The sequence below is a fragment of the Prevotella sp. genome (genome assembly GCF_036570325.1).
GTDB lineage: Bacteria > Bacteroidota > Bacteroidia > Bacteroidales > Bacteroidaceae > Prevotella.
In genome coordinates this window covers 1-7,947 of the sequence record NZ_DATCYK010000118.1, presented here as the reverse complement: position 1 = coordinate 7,947, position 7,947 = coordinate 1, and the positions used below count along the sequence as shown (strand labels likewise).

11 protein-coding genes are annotated in these 7,947 nt (G+C 47.7%); 4 read left to right on the top strand and 7 right to left on the bottom strand.

What is annotated here, in order from left to right; translation table 11 throughout:
- A partial coding sequence (locus tag VIR50_RS10675; RefSeq protein WP_331935108.1) for a PorE family type IX secretion system protein occupies positions 1-1,447 on the top strand: 1,447 nt, incomplete at its 5' end.
- Here the strand turns inward: VIR50_RS10675 and VIR50_RS10670 are convergent.
- The 3 genes from VIR50_RS10670 to VIR50_RS10660 are packed head-to-tail and all read right to left on the bottom strand — an operon-like array spanning position 1,437 to position 2,981.
- On the bottom strand, positions 1,437-1,787 hold the full coding sequence (locus VIR50_RS10670) for a DUF5056 domain-containing protein (RefSeq protein ID WP_331935107.1): 351 nt from the start codon (positions 1,785-1,787) through the stop codon (positions 1,437-1,439). The two genes, VIR50_RS10675 and VIR50_RS10670, sit on opposite strands and share 11 nt — an antisense overlap.
- On the bottom strand, positions 1,768-2,310 hold the full coding sequence (locus tag VIR50_RS10665) for an RNA polymerase sigma factor (protein ID WP_331935106.1): 543 nt from the start codon (positions 2,308-2,310) through the stop codon (positions 1,768-1,770). Before VIR50_RS10665 ends, VIR50_RS10670 begins: the two co-directional genes overlap by 20 nt.
- Before the next feature lie 5 nt (positions 2,311-2,315).
- Entirely contained in the window at positions 2,316-2,981 is a 666-nt protein-coding gene (locus VIR50_RS10660; RefSeq protein WP_331935105.1) for a DUF6249 domain-containing protein, read from the bottom strand.
- 138 nt (positions 2,982-3,119) lie between these two features.
- On the opposite strand from VIR50_RS10660, the gene VIR50_RS10655 reads away from it, so the two are divergent.
- The 3 genes from VIR50_RS10655 to VIR50_RS10645 are packed head-to-tail and all read left to right on the top strand — an operon-like array spanning position 3,120 to position 5,697.
- A complete protein-coding gene (locus VIR50_RS10655; RefSeq protein WP_331935104.1) occupies positions 3,120-4,406 on the top strand; it encodes a methyltransferase RsmF C-terminal domain-like protein in 1,287 nt (428 codons plus the stop codon).
- Between the two features lie 5 nt (positions 4,407-4,411).
- Positions 4,412-5,206, top strand: coding sequence for a thymidylate synthase (locus VIR50_RS10650; RefSeq protein ID WP_331935103.1), 795 nt, complete (start codon positions 4,412-4,414; stop codon positions 5,204-5,206).
- Between the two features lie 8 nt (positions 5,207-5,214).
- On the top strand, positions 5,215-5,697 hold the full coding sequence (locus VIR50_RS10645; RefSeq protein ID WP_331935102.1) for a dihydrofolate reductase: 483 nt from the start codon (positions 5,215-5,217) through the stop codon (positions 5,695-5,697).
- An 89-nt stretch (positions 5,698-5,786) separates the two neighbouring features.
- Here the strand turns inward: VIR50_RS10645 and VIR50_RS10640 are convergent, their stop codons facing one another.
- The 4 genes from VIR50_RS10640 to VIR50_RS10625 form a co-directional block, all read right to left on the bottom strand.
- The gene (locus VIR50_RS10640; protein ID WP_331935101.1) at positions 5,787-6,302 is read right to left on the bottom strand and encodes an Lrp/AsnC family transcriptional regulator; all 516 of its coding nucleotides are present in this window, start codon (positions 6,300-6,302) and stop codon (positions 5,787-5,789) included.
- Positions 6,303-6,448: 146 nt separating this feature from the next.
- On the bottom strand, positions 6,449-6,904 hold the full coding sequence (locus tag VIR50_RS10635) for an ExbD/TolR family protein (RefSeq protein ID WP_331935100.1): 456 nt from the start codon (positions 6,902-6,904) through the stop codon (positions 6,449-6,451).
- Positions 6,901-7,431, bottom strand: a complete 531-nt coding sequence (locus VIR50_RS10630) for an ExbD/TolR family protein (RefSeq protein WP_331935099.1) — start codon at positions 7,429-7,431, stop codon at positions 6,901-6,903. The genes VIR50_RS10635 and VIR50_RS10630 overlap by 4 nt, the downstream gene beginning before the upstream one ends.
- Positions 7,431-7,947 (bottom strand): hypothetical protein (locus VIR50_RS10625; protein ID WP_331935098.1); only part of this gene is annotated, 517 nt, incomplete at its 5' end. The genes VIR50_RS10630 and VIR50_RS10625, both read right to left, overlap by 1 nt.

Genomic DNA, 7,947 nt, shown 5'->3' with positions numbered 1-7,947 from the left:
TATCACCGGTACGGGGCAAGGTAACATCTTCAGAACGGAGAAAGACGTGAATGGGAATTGGAAAAAACCGATGACAGTCGAGGGTGGTCTCAATACGGTTTACGACGAAGGGACATGTGCCTTCTCCCCCGATCAGCGGACAATGTACCTTACCCAATGTACCACAGACCCCGACTTTCCTCGTTATGCGCAAATAATGACCTCGTCAATGCAGGACGCCCAATGGGGAAAGGCCGAAAAGCTGAATATCACTAACGACACTTTATCCTCTTATGCCCACCCAGCTATCTCGCCGGATGGCCAATGGCTTTACTTCACAAGCGACATGCCGGGTGGTCATGGCGGGCTCGACATTTGGCGAGTTAGGCTGACCGACCACGGTACGGGTGGCGTTGAGAACTTAGGAAGCCCCATAAACACGCCCGGAAATGAGGAGTTTCCAACGTTCAGGGCCAACGGTGACCTTTATTTTTCAAGTGATGGACACCCCGGAATGGGTGGACTCGATATTTTCTTTGCCCGCTACGACAAGCCCCCCCTACGCTATACGCTGCACCATCCGGGCTATCCGCTCAACAGCATGGGCGATGATTTCGGCATGACTTTCGAGGGATTTAAGAACAAGGGCTACTTTTCCTCTAACCGAAACGACAGCCATGGATGGGATCATATCTACTCTTTTGAGAATCCGGAGGTAGTTCAGACCATCAAAGGGTGGGTTTATGAAATGGATGGATATGAGTTACCGCAGGCCCAAGTGTACCTTGTGGGCAACGATGGAACCAATAGGAAGTTGGGCGTAAAGCTCGATGGATCGTTTCATTATGAAGTTCAACCGGGCGTAGATTACGTCATGTTGGCCACCTGCAAGGGCTTCCTAAATCATAAAGAGGAACTTCATATAGGCAAAAGTGCCGAAAGTAAGGAGCATGTTTTGCAGTTTCCATTGGCTTCTATCACCGCTCCGGTGCTCATAGACAATATCTTTTACGATTTCAATAAAGCCACCCTACGCCCCGAATCATCGCAAGCACTCGATGAATTAGTGCAGCTTTTAAACGATAATCCGCATGTTGTGATAGAATTGGGAGCCCACTGTGACTATCGAGGAACAGCCGAATATAATCGTCAACTGTCACAAGCAAGAGCCGAAAAAGTGATTGATTATCTAAGGAACAAAGGCATTTCCGCACAACGACTTGTGGCAAAAGGTTATGGCAAATCAGTCCCTAAGACTGTCAATCGTAAAGTTTCTGAGCAATATCCATGGCTAAAGAAGGGAGATATTCTCACAGAAAAATTTATCGAAACATTATCTAAAGATAGGCAGGAAATATGTAATCAGATCAACAGAAGAACTGAATTTAAAGTTATAAAGACAACTTTCGGGCTGTTAGACGAAGAAGGTAAACTGCTGACACAGCCCAAACAACCGGCTAAGAATTAGGACTTTCCACCACGTTATAGGCCAAGACAAGCGTTACAGACAGCACTCCCAAATAAACAAAGGCCGGTGATACGCCTCCCAATTCCAAGGAAGCAAAGCCTCCCAAGAGGTCTCCTCCCAACTGAATCAGTATATTCTTGATGGCCGTAACACCATCCACAAAGAAGAAAAGGACTACAGCCGCCACCGAACAAATGGCAGTCCATAGTCTATTTAGTTGTTGGGCAGGCACCGGAAGTTGCCTCATCACCTGTCGGGTAAAGCCCTTATCCGCTATATTTTGCTTGTTTTCAGCAAAAAAACGGGCTATTAATTGTTCATCATTTTCTATCATATCCATTCTGTCTTAAGTAATTTGCCAGCTTTTGTTTGCCTCTTGAAAGATGCGATTTGACCGTTCCTTGTGCCAAATGGGTTATCTCTGATATTTTATCGATGGGCTGACCTTCCATCAATTGCAACGTTATGCAAGTGCGTTCGCTATCCGTCAACAACTCCAAAGCCTTGTAAATATCGATTTGTTCCGCAACGGATGAACTTCCGGCATAGAGCTTCTTCACCTCGTTAGAATCAATATCCATCGTCATTTTGTTGCGTCTGACATAGTCATAATACACATTGTAAGCGATGCGATAGAGCCAAGTAGAGAAGCTCGACAGCCCTTTGAACTGTCCGATGTTGGAATATGCCTTTATAAAACACTCTTGGGCGAGGTCATCGCTCAACGATTCATCCCCTAAAGTCTGGTTAAGGAAGAAGCGTCTTATAGGTGACTGATATTTCATAACCAGCTTATCAAAAGCTTTAAGGTTATGAAACACAGCCACCTGCGTTACAAGAGAGATGTCGTCTAAAGCCTTCAAAGTTGCTAAAATTCAGGTTTCTGCTGATCTGTATTGTCTGAGGAACCACGTTGGGTGGTCTTTTTCGCAATGTAAATTTGGCCCACTCCCATACAAGCTACGAGGAAACCAATGCCTACCAAGGCCGTAGCGTCGAGGAAATAGAAGAACAACGCTAGTCCCAAACCTACCGAAACATTCTTTACTCCCTTCTGCCATAGGTAGTCATCAGTCTTTTGTTGGCCCGACGAAACGTCACTCGGAATAGGTACGCCCGTAGCCATGGCCTGCTGCGCAATGGTCACTTTGTCATTATGTTTCTTGATTAAATAGCGTATAACGAGCACTAATATAATAAAAGGTGACAACAACAGCAAGAAAACAAACGACACTACAACCAATGCGAACAGCAATCCACCTATGCCAATAGTGCCTCCCAACAAGTCCTTTAAGAAGCCTTCGGCCATCGATTCTTCCCAATCATCACCTGAATCGGCCGTAGAACCAAGGTCGATGATCGTATCTTGCACCGACGTGTCTACGCTCGACGTGTCTGAATAGGCCTCCACGCCGGTGTCAACAGTATCAGCTATAGCCGTGACCGGTGCGTGATGACGATGTTTAGGAACTGCATTAGATGGTAATAATCCCAATGATAGGCTTAAAGCCAATGCCATTAAATATCTTTTCATATCCATTATTATTATCTTGTTATTTGACTATTAGACTTAAAACATGCTCCGTTGGTTGCAAAGGAACGATATTTTTTCTTAAATATAGAACCACGGCAAGGCGTAAACAATATAATTTTTCTATTTTTGCAATTGATTATGAATATCCCCGAAGCATTCACTTCATATACTCGCCGGCTCATGGGCGACGAACTCTACTCTCTCTTAGAGCAGGGACTTTCTACGCCGCCACCCGTCAGCATTCGGCTTAATCCCTTTAAAACTTCCAATTTTGAACTTGCCACAGACCACGAGCCAATCGGTTGGTGTGAAGATGGCGTGTATCTGAACGGCCGCCCCAACTTCACGTTCGACCCATGGTTACACGGCGGACTCTACTATGTACAAGAGGCATCGTCCATGTTTGTGGCCCATGTTCTCAAATATTTAGCCACAACTCCCGTCCGAATGCTCGACCTTTGCGCAGCTCCGGGCGGCAAATCTACCTGCGCCATGGCGTCACTCCCCCACGGTAGCGTGCTCTTTAGCAATGAACCGATGAAGAACAGGGCGCAAATCCTGAGCGAAAATATACAGAAATTCGGCCATCCCGACATCTATGTCACCAATAATTACGCACAAGACTACCAAAAGAGCAGGCTTCTTTTCGACATTATCCTGACCGATGTGCCTTGCTCGGGTGAGGGAATGTTTCGTAAAGACGAAGGAGCAATCAACGAATGGAGCCCCGACAACGTGGAGAAATGCAGCAGGTTGCAACGTGAAATCGTGAAAGATATATGGCCATGCTTGAGAGATGGCGGCTATTTGATTTACTCTACCTGCACGTTTAACGCACATGAGAACGAAGAAAACGCCAATTGGATTGCGCAAGAACTCGGGGCCGAGTTTATCGCTATCCCCACTCAACCCGATTGGAACATCACCGGCAGCCTCACAGACGCCCACCCCATGTACCGTTTTATCCCCGGAAAGACCAAAGGAGAAGGACTTTTCATGGCCGTGTTGAGGAAAAACAATACAGCGGAAGCTACGCTTAAAACAGCCACTCCACAACCACTTGCTCCTTTAAAGGATAAAGATTCGCGCCAACTCCACGTCCTTTCACATGGCGTCAATCCACCTATAAAGAAAGGTAAAGACCTCATTCCCGACCCTTCGGCGGCCCTTTCTATCCTCAAAGAGGCAACGACAGCCTATCCCCTCATCAACATTGACTACCCCACAGCCATCGCCTACCTTCGCCATGAGGCCATTACCCTGCCCTCAGAAACACCCCGAGGCATTGTTACCGTGGCCTATCAAGATATTCCTTTAGGCTTTGCGAAGAATATAGGCAACCGTGCCAACAACCTTTTTCCACAAGAATGGAAAATTAAAAGCAGCCATCTGCAACCCTTATCTCCCGTCTTGAAACTCAAATAAACATCATGAAACAATATTTAGACCTATTAAACCGCATCCTCACCGAGGGCCACCAAAAAGGCGACCGCACGGGAACCGGCACGCTGTCGGTCTTCGGTCATCAAACAAGGTACAACTTAGCAGACGGTTTCCCGCTCCTTACCACCAAGAAACTCCACCTAAAGAGTATCATTCATGAACTCCTTTGGTTTCTCAAAGGCGACACTAACGTGAAATACTTACAAGAAAACGGCGTGAGAATATGGAACGAATGGGCCGACGAGAATGGCGAGTTGGGCCCCGTGTATGGCCATCAGTGGCGCTCATGGCCCGACTATCAGGGCGGAACCATCGACCAAATACAGAACGTTCTCGACCAAATAAAGCACAATCCCAACTCAAGAAGAATGATCGTTTCGGCTTGGAATCCGGCCGAAGTCGATGAAATGGCTCTTCCTCCCTGCCATTGTCTGTTCCAATTCTACGTGGCCGACAACAAACTTAGCCTGCAACTGTACCAGCGAAGCGCCGATACGTTCCTCGGAGTGCCATTCAATATCGCCAGCTATGCCCTCCTTCTCATGATGATGGCTCAAGTAACGGGCTACCAACCGGGTGAGTTTATCCACACAACGGGCGATACTCACCTCTATCTTGACCACTTGGAGCAGGCCAAACTCCAACTCACACGCAGTCCAAGGCCCCTACCCGTCATGAAACTTAACCCTGACGTGAAGGACCTTTTCGCTTTCCGATACGAAGATTTTGAACTTACAGCCTACGACCCATGGCCCCATATAGCGGCCAAAGTATCCGTATAACCCAGCTTATGAATATCAATCTGATTGCCGCCGTGGCCCGAAACAGAGCTCTCGGCTTTGAAAACAAACTGATTTACTGGCTGCCCAACGACCTGAAACGCTTTAAGGCGCTGACTACCGGCCACACGATTATCATGGGACGCCGCACCTTTGACTCGCTGCCCAAGGGCGCCCTGCCCAACCGAAGAAACATAGTCTTGAGCCGCACGCAGGCTTCTTTTCCCGGCTGCGACTGCTTTTCATCGCTCGACGAGGCCCTTGCCCACTGCCAACCCGATGAAGACGTGTTTATCATAGGTGGCGCCAGCCTCTATAAGGAAGCCATCCTGCGGGCCGACCGCCTGCTACTGACCGAGATTGACGACACTCCCGAGCAAGCCGACGTATTCTTCCCGCCCTATGACGATTGGACACTGACCGCCAAGGAGCAACACTCCAAGGACGAGAAACATGCTTTCGACTACGCCTTCGCTACCTATGAAAGGCAATAGGAAGCCCACACCCACTCACTAAAGAAACGAAAAATCCCGCAACAACGCTAAGCGTCTGTTGCGGGATTTTATATGAATGGAATGCTGATTTATTCGTTTCCGGCGTTATCATCGTCATCTTCCTCATCGGCAGAAGACTCCTCTATCGAAGAGATAGGCAACTGGCGATCAAACGAAGTGCTGAAAGAAATGATGGTTTCACTGCGTGACAAGCCTAACGGTTGCAAGCGATCGTGAATCAACTCCATCAGATGATGGTTGTTGCGGGCATAAAGTTTAAGGAATAGGTCCATGCCACCGGTGGTCATGTGACACTCTACTACCTCGGGAACCTTCCTTACTTCTTCCATCACTCGGTCATAATCAGATGGATCTTTCAAGTATAACGCGATGAAAGCGCAGGTTTCATAGCCTATCTTTTCAGGGTCAATGATAAATTGAGAGCCTTTGATTATGCCCAAATTTGTTAACTTCTGAATACGTTGATGAATGGCAGCTCCACTCACATTGCAGGCACGGGCCACTTCCAAAAAGGGAATTCGTGCATCCTCGGAAACCAATTTGAGGATTTTTCTGTCTAAAGAATCTAAATTATGATGTCCCATTTTTAATATATATTTGGTTACAAAGTTACTACAAAACTTTGAGAGTTACAAAATCGAAGCTGATTTTGTATAGAATTGTTCCTAAATTGTTATAAAATCATCGCAAATAAAAGAACGATGACAAAATAAGATTATAAAAGCCTGTTTTATTTCTCTTGCGTAGCCGAATAACTGATATTCAGCGCTTTAGCCTTACGAAGCGCCATCTTGACCTCGGTTATCAACTCCATCTTCGTACCCCTATCGGCCTTTAAGGATACCGTCATGAGCTCTAAATCCTCGGGCGCCATGCGACTTCTTTCGGCCGAAATATAGTCTACGATGTCAGCCGGCGTGACCAACTTATCGTTCATTTGAATGACGGTACGGCCACTGTCGCCCCGTCGGTCCAAAGGTTTACCTATATATATATAGGTGACCGCCGACTTCTTCGTGAGCCTTGTAAGTTCCGTTCCTTGCGGTTCGCGGTACTTCACCTTGACTGTTACCTTGCGCATGTGGGTCACTATCATGAAGAAAAACAGCACCGTGAATATCAAATCGGGTAACGACGCCGTATTCAAACCGGGCATTTCACGCCTCGATTTCCTGAATCTGCTCATTGATTACCTCCCTTCTGCGCCGTGTCATACGACTCATAAATGCGCTGCGGACAGAGTTCGCGCACATGATCACGCTCCGCTGAGGTCAACTTACGGAAGTTTCGCCCGTAAGTTTTCAAGGCTGCTTGCTCTCGCCAGTGCTGAAAAGCGGCCACCAAGGCGTTTTGCAAGCGGAAGTAAACGTCGTAATCAGCCCCCGGGTCCGATTCTATCATAATCATGTGGCGGCTGCCCCGTTGTGTCAAAAACACGTCCAAATGCTGTCGCAGCTTATCCATCGCCACGGGCTTCTCGTCCATGAGCAACCTATTATCGGCCGTAATGCTTAGCCGTAACAGTTGTTTTCGGTCTATCTCGGTAGGCTTCTGCTGCTCGGGCTTGGTCTCCATGGGCGGCAATTGGCGCATAAGTCCCTTGTCGACGTTCATAGATGACGCCACCAAGAAGAATATCAACAACATAAACGATATGTCGGCCGTCGATGTTGTGTTAAGTCCGGGAACCTGACGAATACGCTTTTTAAACATTATTTTAAAGTACCTTTACGGCGATAACGGGTCGCTCCGTAGATAACAGCGCCGAAAGCAGCCACCAACAGCGCCGCTCCGGTATATATAAAGACGTCGGCCGTCTTGAGCCAAAGCCCATCGGTGTACTCCGCCCCATTGATAGTCAGCGGCCGTGACGAAGCAAACACTGCCGTCAAGACCACCACCGCCAACAGCGAAAGCCACAAATAACGGTTCAGTTTGCGCACCGGCACATTGTTCTCATAGCCATTGCCGGCACCGCGGGCCTTCTTCACGTCGATCACACAGCGCCCTATAATCAATGCCAAGGCCACAACCACAAAGAAGATAGACAGCCACAATACCCCGTCCGTGAAGAAAGGAGCATTGAAGTCGGGGCTTTCCCAATAGGGCATGTCGTATCCTACGAAGTAAAAAAGGAAGAAAACGACAGCCACAAAGCCCATCAGCACATAGAGCACGCGCTGTGACAGCTTCTCCGCAGGCCAAAGAAAGATTTGCTTCAACTTCATT

What these genes read in the sequence shown, in the direction of transcription:
- VIR50_RS10670 (WP_331935107.1), bottom strand. Translation starts at nt 1,787, where the DNA reads ATGGATATGATAGAAAATGATGAACAATTAATAGCCCGTTTTTTTGCT.
- VIR50_RS10660 (WP_331935105.1), bottom strand. Translation starts at nt 2,981, where the DNA reads ATGAAAAGATATTTAATGGCATTGGCTTTAAGCCTATCATTGGGATTA.
- VIR50_RS10655 (WP_331935104.1), top strand. Translation starts at nt 3,120, where the DNA reads ATGAATATCCCCGAAGCATTCACTTCATATACTCGCCGGCTCATGGGC.
- VIR50_RS10650 (WP_331935103.1), top strand. Translation starts at nt 4,412, where the DNA reads ATGAAACAATATTTAGACCTATTAAACCGCATCCTCACCGAGGGCCAC.
- VIR50_RS10645 (WP_331935102.1), top strand. Translation starts at nt 5,215, where the DNA reads ATGAATATCAATCTGATTGCCGCCGTGGCCCGAAACAGAGCTCTCGGC.
- VIR50_RS10640 (WP_331935101.1), bottom strand. Translation starts at nt 6,302, where the DNA reads ATGGGACATCATAATTTAGATTCTTTAGACAGAAAAATCCTCAAATTG.
- VIR50_RS10635 (WP_331935100.1), bottom strand. Translation starts at nt 6,904, where the DNA reads ATGAGCAGATTCAGGAAATCGAGGCGTGAAATGCCCGGTTTGAATACG.
- VIR50_RS10630 (WP_331935099.1), bottom strand. Translation starts at nt 7,431, where the DNA reads ATGTTTAAAAAGCGTATTCGTCAGGTTCCCGGACTTAACACAACATCG.